22 protein-coding genes are annotated in these 26,077 nt (G+C 61.6%); 11 read left to right on the forward strand and 11 right to left on the reverse strand.

Annotated features, from left to right (window positions below):
- Positions 1-16: 16 nt before the first annotated feature.
- From CO667_RS12940 to CO667_RS12950, 3 genes are all read right to left on the reverse strand, one after another.
- Positions 17-2,554, reverse strand: coding sequence for a methyl-accepting chemotaxis protein (locus CO667_RS12940; protein ID WP_097618750.1), 2,538 nt, complete (start codon positions 2,552-2,554; stop codon positions 17-19).
- A gap of 147 nt (positions 2,555-2,701) precedes the next feature.
- Complete coding sequence (gene putA, locus CO667_RS12945; protein WP_097618751.1) at positions 2,702-6,409, reverse strand: trifunctional transcriptional regulator/proline dehydrogenase/L-glutamate gamma-semialdehyde dehydrogenase; 3,708 nt, start codon at positions 6,407-6,409, stop codon at positions 2,702-2,704.
- A gap of 26 nt (positions 6,410-6,435) precedes the next feature.
- Complete coding sequence (locus CO667_RS12950; protein ID WP_097618752.1) at positions 6,436-6,636, reverse strand: hypothetical protein; 201 nt, start codon at positions 6,634-6,636, stop codon at positions 6,436-6,438.
- A gap of 172 nt (positions 6,637-6,808) precedes the next feature.
- On the opposite strand from CO667_RS12950, the gene CO667_RS12955 reads away from it, so the two are divergent.
- Positions 6,809-7,303, forward strand: a complete 495-nt coding sequence (locus tag CO667_RS12955; RefSeq protein ID WP_097618753.1) for an Lrp/AsnC family transcriptional regulator — start codon at positions 6,809-6,811, stop codon at positions 7,301-7,303.
- 49 nt (positions 7,304-7,352) lie between these two features.
- On the opposite strand, the gene CO667_RS12960 is transcribed toward CO667_RS12955, so the two are convergent.
- Entirely contained in the window at positions 7,353-7,733 is a 381-nt protein-coding gene (locus tag CO667_RS12960; RefSeq protein WP_097618754.1) for a helix-turn-helix domain-containing protein, read from the reverse strand.
- Positions 7,734-7,887: 154 nt separating this feature from the next.
- Here CO667_RS12960 and CO667_RS12965 point away from each other — a divergent pair, with 154 nt between their 5' ends.
- Together CO667_RS12965 and CO667_RS12970 are read left to right on the forward strand one after the other, a co-directional pair.
- Positions 7,888-8,280: a DoxX family protein gene (locus tag CO667_RS12965; RefSeq protein ID WP_097618755.1), complete on the forward strand. Its 393-nt coding sequence runs from the start codon at positions 7,888-7,890 to the stop codon at positions 8,278-8,280.
- A gap of 36 nt (positions 8,281-8,316) precedes the next feature.
- Positions 8,317-9,063, forward strand: a complete 747-nt coding sequence (locus CO667_RS12970) for an SDR family oxidoreductase (RefSeq protein WP_097618756.1) — start codon at positions 8,317-8,319, stop codon at positions 9,061-9,063.
- A gap of 42 nt (positions 9,064-9,105) precedes the next feature.
- Here the strand turns inward: CO667_RS12970 and CO667_RS12975 are convergent, their stop codons facing one another.
- Positions 9,106-10,002 carry a LysR family transcriptional regulator gene (locus CO667_RS12975; RefSeq protein WP_097618757.1) on the reverse strand — a complete coding sequence of 299 codons (897 nt, stop codon included), beginning with the start codon at positions 10,000-10,002 and terminating at the stop codon, positions 9,106-9,108.
- 94 nt (positions 10,003-10,096) lie between these two features.
- Between CO667_RS12975 and CO667_RS12980 the strand changes: the two genes are divergently transcribed.
- The 3 genes from CO667_RS12980 to CO667_RS12990 are packed head-to-tail and all read left to right on the forward strand — an operon-like array spanning position 10,097 to position 12,536.
- Positions 10,097-11,284, forward strand: coding sequence for an MFS transporter (locus tag CO667_RS12980; RefSeq protein WP_097618758.1), 1,188 nt, complete (start codon positions 10,097-10,099; stop codon positions 11,282-11,284).
- 21 nt (positions 11,285-11,305) lie between these two features.
- Positions 11,306-12,052: an SDR family oxidoreductase gene (locus tag CO667_RS12985; RefSeq protein ID WP_097618759.1), complete on the forward strand. Its 747-nt coding sequence runs from the start codon at positions 11,306-11,308 to the stop codon at positions 12,050-12,052.
- Between the two features lie 13 nt (positions 12,053-12,065).
- Positions 12,066-12,536, forward strand: coding sequence for a cyclophilin-like fold protein (locus CO667_RS12990; RefSeq protein ID WP_097618760.1), 471 nt, complete (start codon positions 12,066-12,068; stop codon positions 12,534-12,536).
- Between the two features lie 22 nt (positions 12,537-12,558).
- Here CO667_RS12990 and CO667_RS12995 read toward each other — a convergent pair whose 3' ends face one another.
- On the reverse strand, positions 12,559-13,596 hold the full coding sequence (locus CO667_RS12995; RefSeq protein ID WP_097618761.1) for a class I SAM-dependent methyltransferase: 1,038 nt from the start codon (positions 13,594-13,596) through the stop codon (positions 12,559-12,561).
- A gap of 179 nt (positions 13,597-13,775) precedes the next feature.
- Here CO667_RS12995 and CO667_RS13000 point away from each other — a divergent pair, with 179 nt between their 5' ends.
- Positions 13,776-15,770: a GGDEF domain-containing phosphodiesterase gene (locus CO667_RS13000; protein ID WP_097618762.1), complete on the forward strand. Its 1,995-nt coding sequence runs from the start codon at positions 13,776-13,778 to the stop codon at positions 15,768-15,770.
- Positions 15,771-15,948: 178 nt separating this feature from the next.
- Positions 15,949-17,601 (forward strand): acyltransferase, encoded by a 1,653-nt coding sequence (locus CO667_RS13005; RefSeq protein WP_097618763.1) that lies wholly within the window; start codon positions 15,949-15,951, stop codon positions 17,599-17,601.
- Positions 17,602-17,623: 22 nt separating this feature from the next.
- Here CO667_RS13005 and CO667_RS13010 read toward each other — a convergent pair whose 3' ends face one another.
- A complete protein-coding gene (locus CO667_RS13010) occupies positions 17,624-18,511 on the reverse strand; it encodes a LysR substrate-binding domain-containing protein (protein ID WP_097618764.1) in 888 nt (295 codons plus the stop codon).
- 109 nt (positions 18,512-18,620) lie between these two features.
- Here CO667_RS13010 and CO667_RS13015 point away from each other — a divergent pair, with 109 nt between their 5' ends.
- From CO667_RS13015 to CO667_RS13025, 3 genes are read left to right on the forward strand one after another with little or no spacing between them, the layout of a single operon-like run.
- On the forward strand, positions 18,621-19,874 hold the full coding sequence (locus tag CO667_RS13015) for an aromatic ring-hydroxylating dioxygenase subunit alpha (RefSeq protein WP_097618765.1): 1,254 nt from the start codon (positions 18,621-18,623) through the stop codon (positions 19,872-19,874).
- Positions 19,864-20,955 carry a hybrid-cluster NAD(P)-dependent oxidoreductase gene (locus CO667_RS13020; RefSeq protein WP_097618766.1) on the forward strand — a complete coding sequence of 364 codons (1,092 nt, stop codon included), beginning with the start codon at positions 19,864-19,866 and terminating at the stop codon, positions 20,953-20,955. Before CO667_RS13015 ends, CO667_RS13020 begins: the two co-directional genes overlap by 11 nt.
- Before the next feature lie 40 nt (positions 20,956-20,995).
- Positions 20,996-22,276 (forward strand): Xaa-Pro peptidase family protein, encoded by a 1,281-nt coding sequence (locus CO667_RS13025; RefSeq protein WP_097618767.1) that lies wholly within the window; start codon positions 20,996-20,998, stop codon positions 22,274-22,276.
- A gap of 31 nt (positions 22,277-22,307) precedes the next feature.
- Here CO667_RS13025 and CO667_RS13030 read toward each other — a convergent pair whose 3' ends face one another.
- Genes CO667_RS13030 through CO667_RS13045 form a run of 4 tightly spaced genes read right to left on the reverse strand, consistent with a single transcriptional unit; the run spans position 22,308 to position 26,073 of the window.
- A complete protein-coding gene (locus CO667_RS13030; protein ID WP_097618768.1) occupies positions 22,308-23,321 on the reverse strand; it encodes a GlxA family transcriptional regulator in 1,014 nt (337 codons plus the stop codon).
- 40 nt (positions 23,322-23,361) lie between these two features.
- Complete coding sequence (locus CO667_RS13035) at positions 23,362-24,360, reverse strand: 4-hydroxyproline epimerase (protein ID WP_097618769.1); 999 nt, start codon at positions 24,358-24,360, stop codon at positions 23,362-23,364.
- 16 nt (positions 24,361-24,376) lie between these two features.
- A complete protein-coding gene (locus CO667_RS13040; RefSeq protein WP_097618770.1) occupies positions 24,377-25,228 on the reverse strand; it encodes an ABC transporter permease subunit in 852 nt (283 codons plus the stop codon).
- On the reverse strand, positions 25,225-26,073 hold the full coding sequence (locus tag CO667_RS13045; RefSeq protein WP_097618771.1) for an ABC transporter permease subunit: 849 nt from the start codon (positions 26,071-26,073) through the stop codon (positions 25,225-25,227). The genes CO667_RS13040 and CO667_RS13045 overlap by 4 nt, the downstream gene beginning before the upstream one ends.
- Between the last annotated feature and the right edge of the window lie 4 nt (positions 26,074-26,077).

Here is a 26,077-nt window from a genome sequence, read left to right on the forward strand (position 1 = left end):
GGCGCCGGGCGCCCCCTCAGGAGGCCAGGGACATCAATGGGCTGGCTGCCCTGCGGCCATCGGCGGCAACGGTCTGGAAGTGGGAAATTCTTTCGTTCAAGAGTTCCACCTGCTGCCGAAGCCGGTGAATCTCCGCCGTGTTTTCCTCGACCATGGCGGCGTTGTGCTGGGTGATATGCTCGACGTCGCGAACGGCGTTGTTCACCTCGTCGATCCCCTTATACTGCGTGGTCGTGGCAGACGAGATGACCTGCACCAGCCCGTTGATCGAGGTGAAATGCTCCATGATGGCGGAAAGCGCGTGGCCGGTCTCCTCGACGAGCGTGACGCCCGCGCCGACCTGCGATGCGCTGTTGGAGATGAGATCCTTGATCTCGCGGGCAGCCTTGGCGCAGCGCTGGGCAAGCTCGCGCACTTCCTGCGCAACCACGGCAAAGCCTCTGCCCGCCTCGCCTGCGCGCGCAGCTTCGACGCCGGCATTGAGAGCAAGAAGATTGGTCTGGAAGGCGATCTCGTCGATCACGCCGATGATGCTGGTGACCTTTTCGGATGACCGGTTGATGGCGCCCATGGCATCGACGGCCTTGGCGACAACGGCTGCGGAATGCTCCGCCTGACGATGGGCTTCAGCGACCGAAATCGAGGTCTGACGGGCGTTTTCAGCGGTCGTCCGCACGCTGTCTGTGAGTTCGCCGAGCACCCGCGAGCTCTCCTCGAGCGCCGCGGCCTGCTGTTCCGTGCGCCGCGCCAGATCGTCGGCGGCACCGGAAAGATTGGTGCTGCCCTCGGCGATCTCGTAGGTCGAGTTGCGCACCTCGGCGAGCGTCAGGCGCAACGCGTCGATGGCGTGATTGTAGGTGCGGGCCATGGCGACATAATCTGCGGCCAGATCCTCGCTCATCTCTGCGGCAAGGTTGCCATTGGCGAGCTTGCCGAGCATATCCGACAGAGCGTTCAAAGCCTCGCTCTGTTCTGCCTCGATGCGCGCCTGTTCGGCCGCGCGGCGGGCCTGCTCCAGTTCATCCCGCGCCCTGTTTGCTTCGGCAAGCTCTTCTAGCCTGGTCTTTTCAAGCGCCTGGTCGCGGAAGACGGTCACCGATCGGATCATGTCGCCGATCTCGTCGCCGCGCTTGCCGTCGCCGATGGAGATGTTCAGATCGCCGTCGGCAAGCCTCATCATCGTCTGGGTGATCCGCTTCAGCGGTGCGCGCAGGGTTTCGATCAGCATGAGCCCGCCGATGATCGCCAGCACCGTGCCCGCAATCATGGCCGCAAGCGACATCGTCGCCGAGCGCTGGCTGATTTCCTTGCCGCTCTCCTGCGCCGTGCTGACGAACTGCTCGAGCGTGTGGCTTGCGTCGGCCACCAGTGCGGTCGCCGCCTCCTTGTTCGCCCGCCACCGGTCGGCGATCGATATCAGAAGCGAACTATCCTTTTCGATCGAGGCAAGGGACGGCTCGATCTTCTTGGCAAGATCCTGCAAGGCGGCATTTTTCCCGCTCAAGGGCACGAGCTGTGCAGCGCTTTCGCGCAACGCCTTGAGATCGGCGAGAACGGCATCCCGCGCCTCCGCATCGACCCGCCTGTTCAGTTCGCTTAAGTGCAGGCGCAGATCGTCGATCGATTTGAACGCGGTATTGACGATCGCCACCATCGAGCGAAGAGTTGAGATGCTTGCATCCATGCCGACAAAACGCTCGATCGCAGTATCCGCATTTCCGGAGGCAAGCTTTCCAAACTTCTCTTCGAAGCCCTGCAGCTCCTGGTCGACAGGAGCGTAGCTGTCCAGCGTAAGGTTGGCGCTGTCCTTGGCGATCGCGGCGAGCTTGTCCAATACCGGCTTCAGCGCGGCAAGCTGGCTTTGCGCCTTGTCGGAGGCGATTGCGGCGCTCCCGCCGACCTCCTTGACGAGCGGCGGCAGCAGGCTGCCGAGAGCGCCGGCGATATCCGCGGGGGCAGTTGCCTGCGCGGTCGCCTTGCGCAACTTTGCAATGCGCTGCGCGAGATTCTTGTAGACGGAGGCATCGAGGAGCAGCGCCCGGACGAAGGCCTCTTTTCCGTTCGCCTGGTCCTGAAGGACGTCGAGCTGCTTGCGGGCGGTCTGGCTTTCCTTGAACAGCTGGGTCACGGCATCGTCGATCGCCTTCTCTGTATTGACGCGCTCCTGTGACACGGTCCAAAGCGCATCGGCGCCGCCCTGCATCTTGGCCCCGAGTTCGCGCACCACAGCGATCTGCTGCTTCTGCGCCGGATCGATCAACATGGCATCGAGCGTCGCCGCTCCCTTCTCCTGATCGGAGATGCTGGCGATCAATCGATCGCGCGTGGCCGCTGTGGGAAGATCGGTAAACGCCGTCAGCGAGGATCGCAGCTGCTGAAAACTGGAGAGCGTATCGATGGTCTGCCGGGTCAGCGTCATCTGGCCATTGAGCGTACCGGCCGTGAAATAACCGAAAAGGCCGATGCCTGCGATGAGGACGATCAGAGGCACCAAGAAGAAGAGGACCTTGGTCACGATCCGCATACGCTGCAACAGTCGATCAATCAACGCCATAAGGAAGCCCCCGCACCCAGGAATGGTCACGCCCGATGCCCCGACCATAGCCGCAACTGCTGAAAAAATGGTCAATGGTGTCGAGTTCATTCAAACGCCATAACGGGCGTGGCAAGGGCGCATTTTTCCGCCCTTGCCTCGTTCTTCTTAGCCAATAGCCATCAGGCTCGCATTGCCGCCGGCGGCCGCTGTGTTGATTGAGGTCGACACCTCTTCCAGCAGCCAGTTGAGGCAATAGGCCTCGGGATCATCAGCCAGTTCCTCGCTCGTCGCGGCCTGGACCAAGAGAAGCGGGCCTGGCAGAGCGGCGATCTTCCGATTGACGGCCAGAACCTTTTCGCGGTCCCCTTCGACGAGCGCGCCGGAGAAAGGCCCGTCCTTTTCCCAATCCGATGTCCAGGAGATCCGGCCGGCGACAGCCGCCGGAAGATCCGCCAGGACCGATTTCGACAGCGAACCGGCGTCGACGACGATGTGGTTGCCCGTCGAAAGAGCTGCGGCGATCTGGCGGTAAAGCCCATTTTCCGTCTGCGGCACAAGAAGAATACGGCCGCGCGGATGGAGCGCGTAGAGATTAAGCTCGCCCACGGGACCGGTAAGCTCGCGTTCGAGCCCGAGTGCCGAGCGGCTTGCATATCCACGCGCCGCTTCGCCTTCGGCCGGCAAACCCTTCTTGTCGAGCCAGACGATATAGTCGCGAAGGGCAAGGTCCGTATGAACGGAATCCTGCTGCGGCGGCACGGGGGCACGCTGCACCAGCCGGCCGATATAGAGCGGACCGCCGGCCTTCGGACCGGTGCCCGACAGGCCGCGGCCGCCGAAAGGCTGCACGCCTACGACCGCGCCGATGATGTTGCGATTGACGTAGAGGTTGCCGGCCTTGATGCGGCTGGTCACATGCGCGATCGTCTCATCGAGCCGGGTGTGGAGCCCGAATGTGAGGCCGTAGCCCGATGCGTTGATGTCGTCGATCAGGCGGTCGAGGCCGTTTCGCTTGAAGCGGACGACATGCAGGACCGGTCCGAAGATCTCCCTCGTCAGGTCCGACAGGGCCTTGATCTCGATGATCGTCGGCGGAACGAAGGTCCCCGCCGCGGCACTTTCGGGCAGCGGCAGCTGATCGACCTTGCGGCCGGCGCCGCGCATCTGCTCGATATGCTGGTCGATCTCGGCCTTTGCGCCGTCGTTGATCACAGGCCCGACATCGATGCTCAGCCGATCGGTGCGACCGATCGTCAGCTCGCGGAAGGCGCCCTTCAGCATGTTGAGCGTCCGGTCGGCGACATCGTCCTGAAGGCAGAGAACCCGGAGCGCCGAGCAGCGCTGGCCGGCGCTGTCGAAAGCCGAGGCAATGACATCGGCCACCACCTGCTCGGCCAAGGCCGAGGAGTCGACAATCATGCCGTTCTGGCCGCCGGTTTCGGCAATCAGCGGGATCGGCTTGCCGGTCGAAGACAGCCGTTCCGCCAGCTGCGCCTGGATCATCCGGGCAACCTCGGTCGAGCCGGTAAACATGACGCCCGCTGTTTCCTCTGCGCCCACCATGCTGGCGCCGAGGCGGCCGCTGCCGGGCACGAACTGCAAGGCGCCTACAGGCACACCCGCCGCGTGGAGGATCTTGACGCTCTCCGAGGCGATGATCGGCGTGACGCCGGCAGGTTTGGCAAGCACGGGATTGCCGGCCACCAGTGCCGCGGCAACCTGCCCGGTGAAAATCGCCAGCGGGAAATTCCACGGGCTGATGCAGACGATCGGGCCGAGAGGCGCATGCGACGGCCCGAGGGTCTTGCGCGCCTGTTCGGCGTAATAGCGCAGGAAGTCGATCGCCTCACGCACCTCGCCGACGGCATTGGCCGCCGATTTGCCGGCCTCGCGCATGATGATGCCCATCAGCGTCTTGATGCGGGCCTGCATGATGTCGGCCGCCCGCTCCAGGCAAGCCGCGCGCTCGGCCGGCGGCACGGCGGCCCATTGCGACGCATGCTCGGCAGCCATCGCAACGATGCGGGCGGCGTCTTCGACCTTCAGCTCGGTGACCGTGCCGACGACGTCGCGATGATCGGCAGGATTGAGCACGTCACGCCTCACCCCATCCGTCGAGCCGTCGGCAAGGATCGGCAGCGCGTGCCATGGGTTCGCCGCCGAGGCGGCGAGCACCTGCGCCAGATCGGAAAGGGTCGCCTCGTTGGACAGATCGAGACCATCGGAATTGGCACGGGCACTGCCGTAAAGCGCCTTCGGCGCGGCGATCTGCGCGTGGGGAGCGCCGACGACGGGCATGGCGGCGACGGTTTCGGCGGGATCGGCGATCAGCGCCTCGACCGAGACGTTCGGATCGGAAATGCGGTGCACGAAGGAGGAATTGGCGCCGTTTTCCAAAAGGCGCCGGACCAGATAGGCGAGCAGCGTCTCATGCGTTCCGACAGGCGCATAAATGCGGCAGGGCCGGTCGAGCTTTTCCTTGCCGACGACTTCATCATAGAGCGGCTCGCCCATGCCGTGCAGGCACTGGAATTCATATTTGCCGACGGCGAAATCGGGACCGGCGAGATGATAGATCGTGGCGAGCGTCTGCGCATTGTGGCTGGCAAACTGCGGGAAGATGGCGTCGGGTGCATTGAGAAGCTTGCGCGCGCAGGCGATGTAGGCGACGTCGGTGTAGATCTTGCGGGTATAGACCGGATAGTCGTCGAGACCGTCGAGCTGGGCGCGCTTGATCTCCGCATCCCAATAGGCGCCCTTGACCAGACGCACCATGAGCCGGCGCCCGGAGCGGCGCGCGAGATCGATGATATAGTCGAGCACGAAGGGGCAGCGCTTGCCATAGGCCTGCACGACGAAGCCCAGGCCGTTCCAGCCTGTCAGTTCCGTGGCAAAGCAGAGCTCCTCGAGCAGATCGAGCGAAAGCTCCAGCCGGTCGGCCTCCTCGGCATCGATGTTGAGGCCGATATCATAATTCTTGGCGAGAACGGCCAGCGCCTTGACCTTCGGCAGCAGCTCGCCGGTCACCCGGCCGGCCTGCGCCCTCACGTAGCGCGGATGCAGAGCCGAAAGCTTGATCGAAATACCAGGGCCGTCATAGATGCCGCGCCCGTCCGAGGCCTTGCCGATGGCGTGGATCGCCTTTTCGTAATCCTTGAAATAACGCTCGGCGTCGGCGGCGGTCGTCGCGGCTTCGCCCAGCATGTCGTAGGAATAGCGGAAACCGCGCGCTTCGAGCGGCCGGGCGCGTTTCAGCGCCTCGGCGATCGTTTCGCCGGTGACGAACTGCTCGCCCATCATCCGCATCGCCATATCGACGCCGCGACGGATGACCGGCTCGCCGGCGCGCGCGATCAGCCGCGTCAGCGCCGCCGACAGGCTGCGGTCGTTGACCGTCGACGTCAGTTTGCCGGTGACGACGAGGCCCCAGGTGGCGGCATTGACGAACATCGATTTGCCGCCGCCGATATGCGAGGTCCAGTTGCCCTCGGCGATCTTGTCGCGGATCAGCGCGTCGCGGGTGTCGGTATCGGGAATGCGCAGCAGCGCTTCGGCAAGGCACATCAGCGCCACGCCTTCCTGGCTGGAGAGCGAATATTCCTGCACCAGCCCTTCGACGCCGGTGCCCTTATGTTTGGCGCGCAGCGCCTCGATCAGGGTGCGGGCGGTGCTGCGAATGTCGTAGCGTTTCGCCTCGGAGACACGCGCGGCCGCCACGAGCGGCGGCAGGCATTCGGTTTCCGGGCGGCGATAGGCCGCCGTGATCGCCTGGCGAAGCTCGGATTGCGGCCGGATCGGCGGCGCGAAGGCGGCGAAAGGCGCTCCCTCGGCGGGATCATTGGAGGATGCGGGGTCGATCGCTGCGTTCAACATGGGAGTCCCTATCAATCTATGTGTGTCTAACGGATAAATGGAACACCGGGCTCGTCATCCCAGGGTGCATCATCCGCCGGGCCGGAATATTCCGTCTCGCGAAGCGGGCGCGCGTCCGGCTTGTCGCGCTTCAGGGTGAATGCCGCCGCAACCGCTCTTATCGCCACCGGCCGGTAGTGAACGAGCAGGTCGGGCTTTCGATCGTCGTCCGCTTTTTTCTCGTGCATCCATGATCCCCCTTTTGTGCGGCGCCGATACCGATTCCGGGCACGCGCCAGCCGGCTGCGCCCTTGCTCCCAGTGCCGACGCATAATCTACCACAATGGCAAATCGCGATCTCACTTGATTTCAGCGGTTTTCAAGCTGTATGAACTTATAAAGCGATCACCGAGAGTTCAAATGGCCACAGAAAACGACGTCTTTAGTGAATTGGACCAGTTCGACAGAAAGATCCTCGCGGCTCTTGCCGAGGATGGCAGACTGTCGATCACCGATCTCGCCGCACGCGTCGGCCTTTCGAAGACACCCTGCCAGCTCCGCTTCAAGCGGCTGATCAATGACGGCTATATCGAAGGCTTCAAGGCCGTCCTCAATCCTGCGAAAATGCAGCTCGACCATATCGCTTTCGTCGAGGTCAAGCTCTCCGATACCCGCGAGGAAGCGCTGAAAAGCTTCAACGAGGCCATCAAGAAGATCAGGGAAGTCGAAGAGTGCCACATGATCGCCGGCAGGTTCGATTATCTCCTGAAAATCCGCACCCGCGACATCGGCCGCTACCGGCGCGTCCTCGGCGAGCGCATCTCGACACTGCCCCACGTTGCCAACACCTCGACCAACGTCGCGATGGAGACGATCAAGGAAGGCTGGGACAAGTTCGGTTCGAGCCTTTCGTGACCGTGAACGGATAAGCCGTTGCAAAAGCGGCAATTGTCTCCCAAGCAGTTCAGACGTCCCTCGCCTTCCGTCCGCGTGTACTCGGCCTCACCGGCACGCTTTTGCCGTACTCGTTCCACCACGCCGTCAACGCTTCCATCGTGGGGCCGAGGCCCCGCGCTTTTTGCGTGATCGCATATTCGACGCGCGGGGGAACCTCGGCAAAGACGGTGCGGGATATCAAACCGTCTGCTTCGAGCTCGCGCAGTTGCGCCGTCAGCATGTGCTGGGTGATGCCGGGAATAGCCTTTCTCAACTCGCCGAACCGGTAGACGCGCTGATTGAGCAGCCACATGATTTCCAGTTTCCATTTGCCGGAGAGCAGCGCGAACGCGCGCCGCATCTCCTCATGCATATTGATTTCGCCATCGGCCATAGTCTGGTTTTCCATACTAGCGGCAAGTAATTCATCCTACTTGCAAATATAAATCTTAGGCGACATTTCTCTGCATGCACAAGGGAGCGCAGGAAAAGCGCCTCTCAAAACAAACAGACAGACCCGACGAGAGGAATGTTGCTGCGTGGGCAGCGACAGGGATGAACTCATGCCTGAATTTTACGTGTACTGGATCAGCACGGCACTTCTATCCGTGCTCTACCTCACCTCAGCCGCCATCTATGTCACCAAGCGAGACTGGGTTCGCCAGGTTCTGGCGGAACTCGGATATACGGCTCCCTTTCTTATTCCGTTCATGATCGTCATCAAGATTCTCGGTCCGGTCGCGATCCTTTCACGCGTCAGCGTGTCGCTCAGCGATCTCGCCTATGCCGGCATCTTCTTTCACCTGCTGCTATCGGGCCTGGCGCATATTGGCATTCGAAAACCTGCCGGCGCCCTGCCCGCGGCGATCGGCCTGGCGCTGCTCGCCACTTCGTTCATGACGCAGAACGACGCCCGCACCGTCCCTTCCCCCTACATCAAGGCCGCGATGCGCTGACATCCGATAACCCCAACCCTAATCAAGGAGATAGACATGGGTCGACTCAATGGAAAAGTTGCCATCGTCACCGGCGCAAGCCGCGGCATTGGCCGCGCCACCGCAAAGCTCTTTGCCGCCGAAGGCGCGAAGGTCGCAATTCTCTCGCGCACATCAGAAGGCGTCGAGCGTGTCGTCACTGACATCGTCGAAACGGGCGGCGCAGCCCTCGGCGTCGTCTGCGACGTCGGTGAGACCGATCGGATCCCGGCCGCAGTGGACGAGGTTGTCGCGGCCTATGGCCGTATCGACATTCTCGTGAACAATGCTTTCGATGGTTCGGCGGTCTCGTCTTCGGTCCTCGACCTCTCGGTCGAGCAGCTGCAACGGAACTTCGACACCGGGCCGATCGCCTATCTCAGCTTCATGCAGGCCTGCTATCCACATCTCAGGGAAAGCGGAGAAGGCCGGATCATCAATTTCGGCTCGATGGCCGCCACCAGCGGACTGGCTGGTTATGGCCCTTACAACATGGCCAAGGAAGCGGTGCGCGCGCTGACCCGCACGGCGGCACGCGAATGGGGCGCCGACAAGATCACCGTGAACAACGTCCTGCCGATCGCCGACACCTGGGGTGCTGCGGAAAAGGATGTCCCTCCGCCGATGAGCGCGCTGGCGCGTTTCGGCTCGCCGGAAGAGGATATTGCGCCGGTGGTGCTGTTCCTTGCCAGCAAGGATTCGCAATTCATCACCGGCTACAGCCTCGCTGCCGACGGCGGCGCCATCATCGACAGTGCTCGATAACCACCAGCGAGCAAGGGGCGCAGCGGATTGCGCCCCTTGGGGTTACCTCTGCCGGTATCGGAAGGCTTCGACGAAGGCGGAGAAAGCAGGGGATGGATGGCGGCGGCTGGGGTAATAGAGATGATAGCCTTGGAACGTCGGCGCCCAGTCGGCGAGCACTTCCGTCAGTTGACCGCCGTCCAAATATTGCCGGACGAGGTCCCTCGGCACATAGGACAGCCCCGCGCCATCGAGAGCGGCATTGATCGCCGGTCCGATGTTGCTCATCACGAGCTGGCCCTCCACGCGAACGCTGAACTCGCGACCGTCTTTTTCGAACTCCCAGGCATAGAGCCCACCTGAGCTGGGAAGCCGCAGGTTGACGCAATTGTGGTCTGTCAGCTCGTGTGGGGTCGCAGGCACGGAGCGGCCCGCAAAATATTCCGGCGATCCGACCACGGTGTAGGAGACGTCGGGACCGATGCGAGCGGCCACCATGTCGCGCGCAATCGCTTCGCCGAGCCGCACGCCGGCATCGAACTGGCGTTCGACAATATTGGTGAAACCATTGTCGACGATGAGTTCCACGCTGATATCAGGATAATCACGCAGAAATGCCGGCAGCCTTGAACGGAACACGAGGTCGACGGCATCGTCGGGACACACGAGCCGGATATGACCCGAGGGCCTGTCGCGCAGCGCGCTGATGGCGCTGACCTCCGCGGCGATGCCTTCGAAGTGCGGTTGAATGCTTTCCATGAGGCGCACGCCGGCCGCTGTGGGCGCCACATCACGCGTCGTGCGGGAGAGAAGGCGGACACCGAGCCGTGCTTCGAGCGCGCTGATCGTGTGGCTGAGCGCCGAGCGCGTGACCCCCAGTTTCGACGCAGCGCGCGTAAAACTCCGTTCCCGAGCCACCTCCAGAAACGCACGCATTTCGGTGAACTCATCACGCCGCATTGTTGAATCTCCTTCATCACGACGTTCAGATTATAGCTTCTAGTCGCGCAAAACCAGTCCGGCTATCTCTCTGGCAGCGGACAGGAGACCATGCATGCGCATCGAGCTGACATTGAACGAGACCTTGCCGAGAGAAGACGCGGCGACCCGCTGGAGCGCGGTCACCTGTCTCTCGCTTCTGACTTTCCTTCTGGTCGGGCTGGAATTTCTCCCGGTGAGCCTTCTGACCCCGATCGCCGGGGATCTCTCCGTATCGGAGGGGCAGGCCGGACTGGCGATCACCGTGTCCGGAGTCTTCGCAGTTGCCACCAGCCTTTTCGGCAATGCAATCCTGACGAAGATCGACCGGAAGACGGTCGTCTTGCTCTATACGACGGTTCTCTCTGCTTCGAGCCTGGCGGTTGCGCTGGCGCCCAACTTCCCAATCTTTCTCGTCGGGCGGTCCCTGGTCGGCGTTTCGATCGGCGGCTTCTGGTCGCTGTCGACGGCTATTCTGGCACGCCTGGCTTCAGACCGTGATCTGCCCAAGGCCATTGCGCTTCTTCAAGGCGGCACCGCATTCGCCCTCGTCCTTGCCGCGCCGCTCGGGAGTTTTCTTGGCGGGTTGATCGGATGGCGGGGCACTTTCCTGATCACGGTGCCGATCGGAATTGCGGGGCTCATCTGGCAACTGGTCGTCCTGCCGCGCATGCCCGCGACATCAACCGTCTCGATCGCCAGAATATTCGGCTTGCTGCGCAATCGTAGATTAGCGATCGGAATGGCGGCGACCGGTCTGGCCTTCATCGGCCAGAACGCATTGTCCATTTACCTTCGCCCATTCCTCGAAGGCGTGACGGGACTGGAATTGAATGTCCTGTCTATGGTGCTTCTCGGCCTTGGCGTCGGCGGGCTGGCCGGGACCTCCGTCATCGGCTTCGTCGCTCGCCGGCATCTCCTCCTCGTTCTCGTCGGATTGCCGGCGGCTCTTGCGATCCTCGCCCTGCTGCTGATCGCGCTCGGGCCGTTCGCGACGGCGACTGCCTCTCTGCTCGTGCTGTGGGGATTCTTCTCCACCCCGATTCCCGTCGCCTGGAACACCTGGATGGCCACCATCGTCCCCGGCGAACTGGAAGCGGCGGGCGGGCTGCAGGTGGCGCTGATCCAGCTCGCCATTGCCGGCGGCGCTTTGGCCGGCGGCATGCTGTTCGACACTGCGGGATGGTGGAGCACCTTCCTGCTGGCCGCCTGCCTTCTCGCGGGCTCGTCCGCCCTCGCCGCTCTGGCAGGCCGCCGTGCCTAACCCTCAAAACAGGAGATCATCATGTCCCAAGGAATCGAAAACAAAGTCATCGCCATCACCGGCGCAAGCAGCGGACTTGGCGAAGCCACGGCGCGCCACCTGGCCGAGCGCGGCGCTTCGGTGGTCCTTGGTGCGCGCAGAGCCGACCGGATCGCTGCGCTGGCCGAGGAATTGTGCGCCAAAGGTTACAAGGCCAAGGCGGTCCAAACCGACGTCACGGACCGACATCAAGTCAAAAACCTCGTCGACACGGCTGTCGACGCCTTCGGTCGCATCGACGTCATGCTGAACAATGCCGGCCTGATGCCGCTAGCGCCGCTCGAACGGCTCAAAGTTGACGAGTGGGATCGCATGATCGACGTGAACATCAAAGGCGTGCTCTACGGCATCGCGGCAGCGCTTCCCCATATGAAGGCACAAAAGTCGGGGCATATCATCAACGTGTCCTCCGTCTACGGCCACGTGGTCGATCCGGGTGCCGCCGTCTATTGCGCCACCAAGTTCGCCGTGCGTGCCCTCTCGGAGGGGCTGCGGAAAGAAGTGAAACCATACAACATCCGCACCACGATCATTTCACCCGGCGCAGTGAGCACCGAACTCCTCGAACACATCAGCGAAAAGGACATCCAGGCCGGCACCAAGGAGTTCGTCAGCAGGGTCGCCATCGGCGCCGACACCTTCGCCCGAACGGTCGCCTTCGCGGTGAACGAACCGGACGATGTCGACATCAACGAAATCCTGTTCCGGCCCACGGCTCAACCTGTCTGACGCGAGGCGTGCTATGTCGATGAGATCCAGGTTCATCAGCCGTCGCGCGGTGCTGGGCGGAGCCTTGGCCGCCGCTGCCATACCTTTGACGGCTCGGGGGCAGGAAGGACGCGATCCGGCCAATCAGGAGCCGACCGACGTCAGGATCAGGATAGGCTTCAACAAGCTGACCCTGACCGCGACACTCTTCGACAATCCGACGGCGCGCGATCTCGTTTCCATGCTGCCCCTGAACCTCACGATCGAGGACTACGGCAGGAACGAAAAGATCGTCCATCTGCCGCGCAAACTCACGGAAGAAGGCAGCGGCCCTTTCGAAAACGAGCAGCCGGGCGACCTTTGTTACTTCAAACCGTGGGGTAACCTCGCCCTGTTCTACGCGGACTACCGCTGGAACGGCCTGATCCGGCTCGGCCGCTTCGACAATGGCTTCGAGCCATTGCTGGTGCGCGGCGAGTATCCGGTCCGCATAGAACGCATCTGACAAGGCTTCCCTGGCGTGTGGCCTACTGCGATCTTTGAATTTCACAGTAGACAATGCTGCGGTTTGAGCCGGGCCAAACAGACACATTCACATCCGCCCCGGTCACGCTTTCACTGGCGATCAAGCCCATCTCTCGTTCTGACCGCAACAGCAGCGCCCAGTTCATAAATGTCTCCATATAGCCATCGACCTCCATCTCCGGGGAGAAGTTGGCGAATAGGAAGGTGCCGCCAGGCTTAAGCATGCCGACGCACTTCTTGGTCAGCTTTACGGCCACTGCGTTCGGCAAATAGTCATAAAGACCCGCGGCATAGACGAAATCGAACATTCCCAGCGCATGCCTCCCACCGAGCAGGGATTTGACGGACCCGTTCACCGCCTCGACGGACGTGCCGGCGAAATCGCGGGCGACGGTTCCAACGCTCATCGGGTCTTGATCCAAAGCCACCCAGCGCCTGATCGCGCCGGCGCCGAGAGCGCGCGACAAAGGCCCCTCACGAAGATGCCCGGCCGCGATGGCGAGGACTTCGGTGGAACCAGGCCGGGCCGAAGCGATTTCGTCAACGCGGCGAGCCAGAATGTCTCGACGCTCTCTTACCGCTAGGGATGACGAAGCATTTCGAGTGTAGGCGTAGATCGAACGTCCCAAGTTGCTCGATGATGCGACGGCGTTCTCGATTTCAGGTCGGCCGTAGATGAAGTCGAGAAGACGTGCGTCGCCGGAATAGCCGCGCGGCTTTTCGAAAGACCAGCGGGTCAATGGATCTTGATGAAGATAGTGAGCAACCGGATGAGATTGCGCGATCGGAACGATGACGTCCCACACCTCCGGATGAAAGCGCCGCCGCATCTGATGCAAGGCGTCGGTAAGACGCTCGATGATCGCATCAGGCTCGACGCCGGATTTGAACTGACGGATCGACACCTCAAGGCTGAGGGCAAGCTCGGCTTTGGCAACGACAAGGTGGCCGGGATCCGGGGCAGCAACCCTCCTTGCCGCCCGACGAATTTCGCCGGGCGCAACAAGACTTTCGCCGTCCAAGACCAGGCTTTGCGCCATTTCGAGACTCCTTTGACATAGCGTTAAGCATAATCAACCTCGAAATAGGATGCGACTAGAATCTACACGGGATAAGAGTATTTCTACTCTTGCGGGCCAGATGCTACCCCCCTAACAAAGTAAGCAATAAGACAAACCGGTTGCAGGTTGCCGAACGCGATTTTGGAGGGCGCCGAAGTATGGCTTACTTTTCAACATACTTTAGATGGTTGTCAGGCCGGTGTTGTTGCATGATCGCGGCTTACGCTAATGTCCAACGCGACGAATCAACTGCCAGCTTTTCATTCGCCGAGGCTCTCAACTCTCTGAAAACTGAAAATGATGCTGTCCGAAGGCGGAGCTCACGGCATGGTCTTTGGATCGCGGTTGCCGTTTATGTGGCCTTCGCACTTCCCGACCGTTGGCTGATCCCCGATGTTGCGCCTGTGACCATCGCCGCGCGATTCGTCGTTGCAACGATCGCTCTGCTGGTTTTCGAGACCCTGCTTCTGGCAAAAGCGAAAACCGTCTGGCTTGACATCACATGTGCCGCTGCACTGCTTGTCGGCTATGTGGGCTGGCTTTACCCGGCGATTGACACGCGCGACGTCACCGCCATGTCATACTACATGATATTCGGCGCCATCTTCATGATGGGCGCCAACCTCTTCTTCAGCTTCCCGTTTCGGCTTTCGGTGATCACTTCCAGCCTCGTTCTCTGCGCATTTTTCGTTACGATCGAGGAATTTTTTCCTTCAAGCCAAACCTACAAGCTCGCCTTCGGGATGTTCTACATTTCGTGCTTCGTCTTCACGTCTTTCGTCAATTGGCGATTGAACGTGGAGCGTCGAAACGTGTTGCTGAACGCGGCGGAGGCTCGCCACCAGCACTGGGAAGCGTCCGAGCGCGGAAGGTCACTGCTCGAGCTTTCCCATACCGATTACCTGACAGGCATAAGCAACAGACGCGCGCTGGATCGGCGCCTCGACGAATGCTGGGCCGCCTGGAAAGACGAACGCCGCGACTTCTCCGTGTTCCTCATCGACGTCGACTTTTTCAAACGCTTCAATGATCGCTACGGACATCAGGAAGGAGACCGATGCCTGACTGTCATCGCCAATGCGCTGAAGGCGGTTGTCGAGACGTACGATGGCATGATCGGCAGGTATGGTGGCGAGGAGTTTATCGTGGTCATGCCGGCGGCCCTCCCCAAGGCCGCGATGACGTGCGCCGAGAAGATCAGAATGGAAGTCGAGTCTCTTGCGATTGCTCACGACGAACGACCGGATGATATGTCGATCGTAACCGTCAGCATCGGCGTCGCCTTCACCCGCGAGAAAGTTGGAGAGAAAGTTGAACGAATAGTCCGGGAAGCCGACCTCGCTCTCTACAATGCCAAAGCAAGTGGCCGAAACTGCATTCGTAGTTTTGATCCGTTGTTGCCTCGCCCCGACGACTATGCTGGTAAACTCGTCCCGCTGCTGGCGGCCGCCATCGATCGCAAACTGGTCTCGCTCGTGTACCAACCGATCTTCGACGTGAACGGGAAAGCAAGAGCCGTCGAGGCTTTGATGCGCCTCAGGATGCCGGACGGCAGCGCGGTTTCGCCGAAGACATTCATTCCGGTTGCCGAACGAAGTGGCGCCATCCTCGAACTGGGCAAGTGGGCGATCGAGACGGCATGCCGTGACATACTGATGACCGATCGCATGGCGACCGTCAGCGTCAACGTGTCGCCGATACAACTGCGTTCCCCCGGCTTTGCCGCCAGCGTCGCTGAGATCCTTGCCCGGTGCGGGGTCTGCGGGTCGCGACTAGCCTTGGAAGTCACCGAGGGCCTGGACATGGATATGCAGTCGGAGGTGCTTAAATGCATTGCCGATCTCAGGGCACTCGGCGTCGAGATCTGGCTTGACGACTTCGGCTGCGGCTTCGCGGGCCTCTCCTGGCTGAGGGCAATCGAGTTTCAGACGGTCAAGGTCGACAGGACCTTCCTGCACGACTGCTCGAACCCACGCGGTTTGACGATGCTTCAGGACATGGTTGCTCTCATTCGCAATCGTGGGAATACGATCCTGGTGGAAGGCGTCGAAACGGCAGCACAATTTTCTCTTCTCAAGGATCTTCGCATCGACCGCGTCCAGGGCTTTCATATGGGAATGCCGGTTAGCGCTGAACTTCTGAACGCGGCATAACTCGACCTCAAGGTTTCCAGATGGCTCGGCGCGAAAGCAATTGAGCCATTTCGACGAGGGCTCGCCACCATTATCGGAAGTCTTGCTTTTAAACGGATCACGCCGTCTGATGTCGCGAGGCAACGGATCGCTGAAGGCATAGGATATTCGGCGGTTGAACCTGAGCATGAGGAGCAGGATGGATCGCGTCAACAACCGGCAAACATCGACGCGCGAAGAGAGCGAAGCGCGCAGGCTTCAATATCTGACCTGGGAACACATTGCGGCGGACCTCCGTCATCCAGCCCATCTGGCGCGCAAGGCGGAACTCCGGCGATCATGCGGTGCGGAGTTGGCGGAGACCTCCTACATCGCCGAGAATGCGGCAATCTTCACCGAGAGCCTGACGATGGGCGAACGGTCCTGGATTGCCGGGCATGCCCTCGTTCGAGGCCATGTGATCCTCGGCGACGATTGCACCATCAATCCCTATGCCTGCGTGTCCGGCACGGTGACGTGCGGCAACGGGGTTCGGATCGCTTCGCATGCATCGATCGTCGGCTTCAATCATGGTTTTGATGATCCTGATATTCCCATCCACCGCCAAGGCGTCATCAGCCTCGGCATCACGATCGGCGACGATGTCTGGATCGGCGCCAATTGCGTGATCCTCGATGGCGCCACGATTGGAAATGGTGCAGTGATCGCCGCCGGAGCGGTGGTCACGGGAGACATTCCCGCCCTGTCGATTGCCGGTGGCGTGCCGGCCAGGGTGCTGCGGAGCCGAGGCTCGGCGCCCAGGAAATCCGGCACTGGCGACATCGAAGATCAACTGGTCAGGCTCGGTCAGAAGGCGAAAGACCAATGGCCTGATGTCCTTGCACGCTGGAAAACGCAAGGGTCCTATGAATCGCTGGAAGCAGACGGCATCAGGCGACCGGCGATCCGGCATCTGTGCGATGCAATCGAGATTGCTGCCGGCTTCGGCCATCTGCCGCCCGACCTCGATGCGCCGGAGGCGGTCGAGCTTCTCCAAGGTCTGCAGGAACAAGAGACCGGCCTTTTCCCGGAAGAGCATGCGCGAGAGCACGGGAGGGCATTGAGGGATGACCCAAAGGCGCTCTATAACGTCCTTGCGGTTGGCTATGCGCTTGAACTGCTTGGTTCCGCTCCACGCCAACCTGTCCATGCGGTCGAGCTCGGCGCCGGAGAACTGGATGAATGGCTGAGCGCCCTGCCCTGGTCGACCCGGGCGTGGCATGCCGGCAGCGTCGTCGATGCGATCGGAACCGCCATGTACTTCAATGCGGCGTATTTCGGCATCGGGCATTCCCGGCAGGAACTCTTCGAGTGGCTGAGCCGGAATGCCGACAGCGTTTCGGGGCTATGGGGTAGGCCGACCGCTGGGGAAGGATGGCTCCAACCGGTGAACGGCTTTTATCGCCTGACGCGTGGCACTTACGCCCAGTTCGGCGTGGCACTTCCCCACCCGCACGCCTCACTCGAAACCGTTCACCTCAACTACCGCAACCACAACGGCTTCGTTGCCGAGAAATACAATGCGTGCAACCTGCTCGATACGATCCATCCCCTGCTGCTGATTGCCCGGCAGACCGATTACAGGCGGGCCGATGGCGAGGCAATCGCCCGCAATCTCATCGCAAGAGCTCTGGACAGATGGCGGGATGGCGAGGGATTTTCGTTCGCCGACGGCGGTGAACCGAGCCTGCAGGGGACGGAAATGTGGCTTTCCGTCATTCACCTGGCTGCCGATTTCCTGGGACTGGCAGATCGCTTCGCCTTCGTCCCGAAAGGCGTTCATCGAACGGCCACGCCCGGGCTGGGTTTATGATTATGACTTTGCGAGCAGCGGCTTAACCATGCAGGGAGGCCGTCAGCCAGGCGGCGGCGAGGTCGCGGGCATTGCTTCGCTTGGCTTTGACGGGCACGATGACGTTGTAACGATCTTCCGCGGCAAGCTCGCTTTCCTCGGCGCGCACCAGGGTTCCGTCCTCGAGAAAGGTGCCGATGAGCATGCGCCATCCCAAGGCAATCCCCTGCCCGGCGCGCGCAGCGGCGATGGTCTCTGTGTAATGGCTGAACCGAAGCGACGGCTTGACCTCGATATTGGCGCCGGTGAGCGAAACCCATTGCGACCAGCTATACCAGGAACGATCGACAACATCGGTTTCGATGAATTCGTCGGCCGAGCCGAGCGGACCATCTCCCCGACGCCGGAGATAGTCTGGAGAGCAGACGGGGGAAATGACGTCGCCGTGCGAGGCAATCACCGTCCCATCGCTGAAGGGCGGCAGGCCGTAGCGGATCGCCACATCGACCTCTCCGCCGTCGAGAGCGATCGGGCTGTCCTGGGATATCACCCGCACCAGAATGCCGGGATTGGCCCGGCGGAATTCGGCCAGCCGCGGCAGCAGCCAGAAGGAGGAGAATGCTACCGTCGCCCCGATCGTCACCACGTCCTGGCTGCGCGACTGGATCGCCTCCACGCTTTCGGCGATATCGGCAAAGCTCTTCGCCAGCGTTGCGCCGAGGCTGATGCATGCCGCCGTCGGCTCGATCGCCCGGTGCTTGCGCACGAATAGGGGCTGGCCGAGCTCCTCCTCCAGCGAGGCAATCTGCCTGCTGACTGCTGCTTGGGTGACGCCGAGCTCGCTCGCTGCCAGGGTGAAGCTTTTCCTGCGCAGCACGGCCTCCAGTGTCACCAGTGCGGTCAGCGACGGAAGCCGTCTTCGGAATTGCATCTCGGAGCCCTTTCACATGAGAAAATATTATGCGAACGTGATTTTTTATGCCGTTGAAAGCCCCGCGCTGCAAGCGCAATCTAGGGAAACTCTCACATAAGAGGTTCTCATGCTAAACAGGCTCCCATCTTCCATTTCAGCGCTGCTCGACTCCCGCTCTGAAGGCCATTCGCTGCCGGCCGGCCTCTATGTCAGAGACGACGTGTTCGAAGCAGACATCGATGTCTTCTTCCACAAGCACTGGATCTGTGTCGGCCTCGACTGTGATGTTCCCGAAGCCGGCGACGCCACGGTCATCGATATCGGCAAGACGAGCCTGATCCTTCTGCGCGACGACGACGGCGAAATCCGCGTCCTGCACAATGTCTGCCGCCATCGCGGCTCCCGCCTCCTCGATCCGGGCAAGACGATCGTTTCGAAGCTCGTCTGTCCCTATCACACCTGGACCTACGAGCTGACGGGCGAACTCAGCTACGCCCCCCATATGGGCAAGGATTTCGACAAGGACTGTCACGGCCTGAAGCCGGTCACCTTCAAATCGATCGGCGGCCTGATTTACGTCTGCCTGTCCGACAATCCGCCCGAAGACATTGCCGGCCTCGAACAGGCGATGGTCGAGCGCCTCGCCCCCTACGATATCCGCAATGCCAAGATCGCTCACCAGACCGACGTCATCGAGGACGGCAATTGGAAGCTGACGATGGAGAACAATCGCGAGTGCTATCACTGCTCCGCCAACCACCCGGAACTCTGCGTCTCCTTCGTCGATCTCGACTTCGGCTTCGATCCCGAAACGCTGAGCCCGGAAGACCGTGAGCAGGCAGAGGAGCACCTCCGGCTTTACGAGGAACGCACGCAGGCATGGGAGGCCGACGGTTTCCCCTCGGCTGCCGTCGAGCAGCTCACCGACTGCGCCACGAACTTCCGCACGCAGCGGCTGATCATCTCAGGCGCCGGCGAATCCCAGACCCACGACGCCACCGCGGCATCGTCCAAACTTCTCGGACAGATGACCCGCAAGGATCTCGGCGACACCCACCTCTGGGGCCATAACAGCTGGAACCACTTCATGGGCGATCATGCGGTCGTGGCGACCGTCATTCCGCTCTCGGCCGGCAGGACGCTGGTCAGGACCAAGTGGCTGGTGCACAAGGATGCCGTCGAAGGGGTCGATTACGACCTCGACAAGCTGACGGATGTCTGGGTGGCAACCACGGACCAGGACGCCGACCTCGTCGCCCGCTCCCATGCCGGCGCGCTCGATCCCGCCTATCAGCCGGGTCCCTATTCCCGTTTCTCCGAGACGAACCTCGACAAGTTCGCCACCTGGTACATCGACCGGATGCGCGCTCATGGATACTAGGACCCCGCAAGCGCCGCTCGCAAAGGCCGTCCGTCACGACTTCTGGAACCCCGAGGAAGACGACGCGCTCGTCTGCCTCGACGTCCAGCAGGAGACCCATGACGTCAAGACGTTCACCTTCGCCTCCCCTAACGGCAAGCGCTTCGCCTTCAAGGCCGGACAGTATTTTCTGTTCGACCTGGAACACAATGGAGAGCCTGAAAGCCGGTGCTACAGCATCTCCTCTTCGCCGCATCGCACGAACGCCTTTTCCGTGACGGTGAAGCGCGTTCCGGGCGGCAAGATCTCCAACTGGCTTCACGACACGCTGGTGGCGGGGGCAACCGTCAAGGCGAATGGTCCGCTTGGCCATTTCGTCAGGTCTGAGGCGTCGGGACATAAGCTTCTGCTGCTCTCGGGCGGCTCCGGCATCACCCCGGTCATGTCCATTCTGCGTGAACTCGCCGACAGCTGCGAACCCGCCGACGTCGTTTTCATGCACGCCGCGCGCACGCCGCAGGATCTGATCTTCCGCGACGAGCTCGCCTGCATCGCCCGCAGGCTGAAGGGCCTTCGGCTCCACTTCCTCCCGGAGACCGTCGCGGGCGAAGCGTCCTGGCCGGGTCTCACCGGCCGGATTTCGGCGGACTATGTCAGGCTCGCGGTTCCCGATATTGCCGAACGGACCGTGATGTGCTGCGGCCCCGCCCCGTTCATGGCGGCAGCACGCCGCATTTCCGCCGAGCTCGGCGTCCCCGCCTCGCATTATCTGGAGGAAAGCTTCGACGCCGCCGTCATCGACGAACCTGACATTCCTGCGGTTCAGGAGGCAGCCGCCAAGGTCTTTCAGGTGACCTTCTCGAAGCAGGCCCGCAGCATCGAGGTCACAGGCGACCAGAGCGTACTCTCCTGCGCGAAAAAGACGGGCGTCAGAATTCCGTCCTCCTGTGCCAACGGCGTTTGCGGCACCTGCAAGTCGAAACTGACATCAGGCACGGTCGACATGAACCACAATGGCGGAATCCGCCAGAGGGAAATCGACGCCGGCTTTTTCCTGCCCTGCTGCTCGAAGCCGCTCAGCGATCTCGTTATCGAACGCTGAGCGACAGCGCATTGCTCACCGACAACAGGGGATCACTCGGATGTTGCGAGACGAAAACGGTGCCGTCGAGCTGACCGGCTCGGCAGTCTTCAAGGACGAACGGAAGCAGGCTTACCTCAACCCCGATGGAGCGGACCGGCCTCTCATCAGTCCCGTGCCGGCCGCGACCCTCGACCGGGCGCGCCGCTACCGGCTGGAGCGGCTGCGCATGAAGATGCGCGAATGGGATTGCGGCGCCCTGCTGCTCTACGATCCCGTCAACATCCGCTATGCCTTCGACTCGTCGAACATGAGCATCTGGACGATGCATAATCCGTCACGGTACGCATTGATCCTGGCTGACGGCCCGGCCATCATTTTCGAATTCGAAGGCGCCGAGCACGTCAATGACGGGCTTCCCGGCATCGATGAGATCCGGCCGTCGAAATCCTGGATCTTCTTCACGGCAGGCAACCTCATAGAAACCCGCCTGAAAGCCTGGGCGGACGAGATCGCCGACATCGTGAAGGGGAATGGCGGCAACAGGCGCATCGCCGTGGACAGGCTCGAACCATCCGGCGCGTTCGAACTCACGGAACGCGGATTTACCCTCCTCGACGGCCAGGAACTGGCAGAACGGGCGCGGTCGATCAAGAGTGCGGAGGAAATCGAGCTGATGCGCTGGACGATCCGCGTCTGCGAAGCAGGCATGGCGCGCATGTACGAAGCGTCCGAACCGAGCCGCACCGAGCGGGAGATCTGGGCCGAGCTTCACTTCGAAAACGCACGCAGCGGCGGTGAGTGGCTGGAGACCAAGCTGCTCACCGCCGGCCCACGAACGAACCCGTGGTATCAGGAATGTTCGGACTACGTCATCAAGCGCGGCGAGATGATATCCTTCGATACCGACATGATCGGCCCCTACGGCTATTGCGCCGACCTCTCGCGCTCATGGACATCCGGCCATGTGGCGATGAACGCCAAGCAGAAGGAACTTTACGCGGCTGCCAGGGACCAGATCGAGCACAATCTTTCCGTGATCAGGCCCGGCATGACGTTCCGGGAATTCAACGAACTGTCCTGGCGGATTCCGGAGAAATACCAGCCTTATCGCTATACGCTTGCCCTGCACGGCACCGGCATGGCCGACGAATGGCCGGGGATCCTGCTGCATCCGGATTTCGATCCCGATTTCAGCGGCGTCATCGAGGAGGGCATGGTGCTCAACGTCGAAAGCCTGATCGCCGAAGCCGGATCCGAGAGCATCAAACTGGAAACCCAGGCGCTGATCACAGCCAAGGGCGCGGAGCGACTGGACAGTTTCCCGTGGGAAGAGATCTGAACCAGAGCATGATGCCGAAAACTGTGAGCGGCTAATGCGCTCTCGAAGCCGTTGCGCGATGCTGCGACGGCGTTTGCCCGAAGGTGCGCTTGAAGGTTCTCGTGAATTGCGAGGCGTTTTCAAAGCCGACATCCAGCGCGATCTCGATCAGCGGCGCCTTCGACTGGGCAAGGATCGATTTTGCCCGCTCCATGCGAACACGATTATAGGCCTTGGCAGGCGACATTCCCGTCTTGTCGATGAAGATTCTCTCCAGTTGCCGCCTCGACAGGCCAACCATGGCGGCAAGCTTCTGAATCGATATGCTGCCGTCGACGAACTGTTCCATCGTAATCATCGCCGCCTTGACGCGGGCGTCGTCATAATCGTCATACAGCGGACGCCGAGGCTGGATATCCGCCGGCGTCCGGGCCTTCTCGATCTGCAGCACTTCAAGCGCGTTTCGTTCGGCATCGCGGCTGATATATTTCCTGACCAGCAACGCCGCCATGTCGGCGGAACTGCTGCCGCCTGCGCACGAACCGCGCTGGCGATCGAGATTGAAGAGCCGATCGGAACGAACGCCGAGATCGGGAAACCGTTCGCGAAACTCCTTATAGTGCAGCCAGCTCACGCAGGACTCGTGCCGCTTCATCAGGCCTGCCTCGGCAAGAATGAACGACCCCGTGCAGACGCCGATCAGCGGCACCTTCTTGGCGTCCGCCTGCTTGATAAAGGCGATGGTCTGCTGATCGACGGGGTTCGCGACCGTCAGAAGGCCGCCGACGACCACGATGTAATCGAATCTCGACGGATCGACGAAATCGGATGTCGGAGCGACCTGGACGCCGCAGCTCGAGCTTATCAGATGCCGCGTGCTGCCGATCACCTGCCAGTCGGCAAGCACCCTTCCGGAGCGATCCTGCTCGTCACTGGCAAGCCGCAGCGTGTCGACGAAAAGCGCGAATGCCGACAGCGTAAACGATCGCGCCAGTACGAACCCCACTTTGAGCCGGGCACCGGATTTCGTCGCTGCGTCTGCCTGCTGATGCTGCTCCGGTCGCATGGTCATCTCCTTGCCGCCTCTCAAAACTCGGAAACCGCGCTCATCGAATCTGAAAACCGTGTGCGAGCGGATCACGGTCGTCTACGAAAATGGTGTTGTGGCCGATGACGCGCGCCCAGCCTCCGATGCTGGGGAGGATGCCGTGATAGCTTCCGATCCTTGCCTCGGCTTCGACCCGGCCCTCGAAAATGGTTCCGATCAGGCTTTCATGACGGTATCTCGACCCGACGGCGAGCCGCCCCTTGCCATGGAGCTGGGCCATGCGCGCGGAAGTGCCGGTGCCGCCCGGCGACCGATCAATGGCCTTATCCCCGTAGAAGACCGCGCAGCGCCCGTCCGAGACGTCGTTTGCCGGGCGATCGCACCAGATCGCATGATGCACGCCGGATATCCTCTCATCGTCGGGATGAACGGGATGGCAGACATCGGCAAGTGCCGATCTCAGCTTCTGACTGCAGCCGACGATGTCGGAGGCGCTCATGCCGTCCAGTCCGCTCCAGTTCTCTTGCGGCTCGACGACCGCATAATAGTTGCCGCCGTAGGAAATATCGACGCGCAGACGGCCCATACCGGGCACATCGACCTCGACATCCGCCTCGTGGAGATAGCTCGCCACATTGTGGAGACGAACGGAATCGACATATCCGCCCTTCTCCTCATAGGTAACGTCGACCCTGCCGGCCGGCGTTTCGATGGCGACCCTTCCGGCTTCGCGCGGCTTGATCAGTCCCTCTTCGATCGCGGCGGTCACCGTACCGATCGTGCCGGCGCCGCACATCGGCAGGCAGCCGCTCACCTCGATGAAAAGAACGGCGAAATCGCAATCCTCCCGATAAGGGGGATAGATGATCGAGCCCGACATGATGTCATGCCCCCGCGGCTCGAACATCAGTGCCTTGCGAACCCAGTCGTGGTCGCGGACGAAGATCTCCCGGCGCTCGCCCATCGGCAGATGCGGAAGCAGCGGGCCGCCGCCGGCCACGAGACGGACGGGGTTCCCGCAAGTATGGGCATCAATGCAGAAGAAGCGGTTTCTCATTCGGTCAAGTCCTTGCTCATCTCGCCTTCGGCAGCCTGTCGCGGTCGAGCAGACCGCGGGACAAGCGGTCGAGCAGAAGGGCGACCGCGACGATCGCCAGCCCTGCCCTGAGGCCAAGCCCCATCTCCATGCGCGTCAGGCCGCGCGTCACTTCCGCGCCGAGCCCGCCTGCACCGACGAGGCCGGCCAGCACGACCATCGCCAGAGACAGAAGAATGCACTGGTTGAGCCCGACGAGCAGCGTCTGCTTGGCCAAAGGGATTTCGATCTTCCAGAGGATCGAGCGCGGCGGGGCGCCTATGGCGCTGCCGAGCTCGAGGAACACCTTCGGCACCTGGTTGAAGGCCAGCGTCGTCAGGCGCAGCATCGGCGGAATGCCGTAAACGATGGTGGCGATAATGGCCGGGACCCGTCCGAGGCTGAAGATCATCACCGCGGGAATGAGGTAGACCCATGGCGGCACGGTCTGCATCACGTCGAGAATCGGGCGAACCACCGCCTCCAGCGTCTTATGCCGCGAGCACAGGACGCCGATCGGAAAGGCGATGAGCACGGAGATGACGACGGCAACGCTGACCAGCGCAAGGGTCTGCATCGATGCCGTCCACAGCCCAACGAGCAGGCAGAAGCCGAGGCAAAGCCCCGCAAGGATCGCGGCCCGCAGGCTGACGGCAAAAAATGCCAGGATGACGACGATCGCGATCAGCGCATAGGGCGGCACGAAAAGCAGCGCCGCCTCGATTGCCGAAAGCACCGCTTCGACCAGATAGCTGATCGCCGCAAACAGGGGATGAAGATTGGTGTTGAGCCAATCGACAGCAGGGGCCAGGAAGGCGCCGGGCGAAAACTGCAAGATCGAAAGATTCATGACTTCCTCCCTGTTCCCAAGCTGGCGGCACTCTGGGTTATCCGGTCAATCACCATAGTCAGTACCACGATGGCGATCGCTCCATTGATTGAGGTGGCGATGTCGAGTGTCCTGATCGCGCCGTAGATCGTCTCTCCGAGCCCGCCGGAGCCGACGATGCCGGCGATGACGACCATGCCGAAGGCCATCATCAGGCTCTGGTTTATGCCCGCCATGATGCTCGGCAGCGCAAAGGGAAGGCGAATCTTGAAGAACATCTTTGCCGGCGTCATCCCGAGCGCCTCTCCAAGTTCGATGAATTCCTTGGGGGTCATGCGGATACCAAGCGAGGTCAGACGGATTGCCGGCGGCACGGCGACAATCACGGTCGCGATCAGCGCCGTCGCCGGCCCATAGCCGAGCAGGGCGATCGCCGGCAGCAGGTAGATATAGGGCGGAAGCGTCTGGATCAGATCGAGACCCGGCTCCATGAAGCGATCGAGCGCGGTGAAGAAACCGGCAGCGATGCCGATCGGGATACCGATCATCAAGGCGATCGCAGTCGCAGTCAGCACCAGCGCCAGAGTGCTCATCGTCTCCGGCCAGAGCCCCATCGAAAAACAAAGCGCCAGCGCGAGGCCGCTGAGCAGGGCGAACCAGATATTGATCAGCCGCCAGCCGATAAGCGCCACGATCAGAGCGACGACGTAAAAGGGCGGAAGCTCCAGGAGCCAGAGGATCCCGTCATAGAGACCTTCCAGAGCCTGTCTGATATGCTCGAACAGGAACTCGCCGTTGTCGCTGACCCATTCGAGCGCAGAGTCCGTCCATTCGTCGAAAACATCGGTGAAGGCTGAAGTATCCATGTCA

This window comes from Rhizobium sp. L43 (genome assembly GCF_002531725.1).
GTDB lineage: Bacteria > Pseudomonadota > Alphaproteobacteria > Rhizobiales > Rhizobiaceae > Rhizobium.